At 68.9% G+C, this 1,129-nt stretch carries 1 protein-coding gene; it reads right to left on the bottom strand.

Going from position 1 to position 1,129, the window contains the following annotated elements; all coding sequences use genetic code 11:
- Window positions 1-23: 23 nt before the first annotated feature.
- Window positions 24-1,099 (bottom strand): IS630 family transposase gene (locus E1298_RS52100; protein WP_424923250.1). Its coding sequence is split into 2 segments (ribosomal slippage): window positions 24-622 and window positions 622-1,099, totalling 1,077 coding nucleotides; the frame shifts between segments, so codons are not numbered across the junction.
- Window positions 1,100-1,129: the final 30 nt, after the last annotated feature.

The raw sequence follows: 1,129 nt of genomic DNA, 5'->3' as shown, positions 1-1,129 counted from the left end.
CTAGAGGACTTCAACTGTTGGGGTTACGGTAGTTTGAGGTCCAGGCCGGTGCGGGCGAGGAATCCCGCACAAAGTTCGGGTCGGTACTGCATACGTTTTAGGCGGTTCCTCACCAGGATGCCGAGCTGGTCGACGCTGTGTTTGGTGAGGTTGGCCAGGCTGTGTTTCATGTGCGCCCACACCGCCTCGACCGGGTTGAGTTCGGGGGCGTAGGCGGGAAGCCGGAACACCGTCAGCCAGGGCCGGGCGTCGATCAGCCGCCGCATGGCCCGGCTGCGATGGGTGTTGAGGTTGTCCCACACCAGCACGATGGGGCCGTCCAACTGCTGGTGCGCTGCATCCAGTAGCCGCGCGTAGTCGGTCTCGCGGAACCCCTTCGGCTCGTCCTTGCGGCCGTGGTGCAGCAGAGTGCGGTAGATCAAGCGGGGGCGGATGCCGGGCTGGTCGAGTCGGATGCACACCAGCGCGGCGATCGAGATGCGTCCCGACCCGGCCGCCGACACCCGCACCAGCGGTGTGTGGCCGCGGCGGCCCCAGGTGCGGCCTTTGGGCGGCCTCAGGCCCTGGCCCGCCTCGTCTTCGAAGCAGAGCCAGGCCCCCAGGTCCGCCGTGGTCCTTTTATCACTGGCCAATCCTGGTCCTGCCAGACCGTGATGGCCTTCTCGTCCCGCTCGGCCGCGCGCCGGGTCGGGACCTGCACGCTCCACCCGATCCGATGCAGCAGACCATCCACCCCGGCCAGGGTGTAGTCCACACCGAACCGCTCGGCGATCAGCTCACCGATCCGCGCCAGCGTCCAGCATTGATCGGCCCAGCCATAGGCCGCCGACCCGGCCTCCAACTCAGCCTCCAAGCCGGCCAACTGGGAGTCGGTGAGCTTGCAGCGGGCGCCGCTGGGCCCCTTGGAGGCCAGCGCCGCCCGGCCACCGGCTTGCCAGGCCCGGTACCAGCGGCTCGCCGACATCCGCGACACCCGAAACCGCCGCGCTACCTGCATCTGACCGGCCCCGGCCGCGAACATCTCCGCTGCGGCCAGCCGCACCTGCTCACGCCGCGCACGCTCCTGGCCGGTCAACCCGCCCCCATCGGGATATCTCATGCCACCGAGGTAACCAATACCCGCCCATCC

Origin of the sequence: Actinomadura rubrisoli (assembly GCF_004349215.1) — a bacterium.
GTDB lineage: Bacteria > Actinomycetota > Actinomycetes > Streptosporangiales > Streptosporangiaceae > Spirillospora > Spirillospora rubrisoli.
The sequence above is the reverse complement of the archived record's forward strand: the minus strand, read 5'-3'. Positions and strand labels throughout refer to the sequence as shown.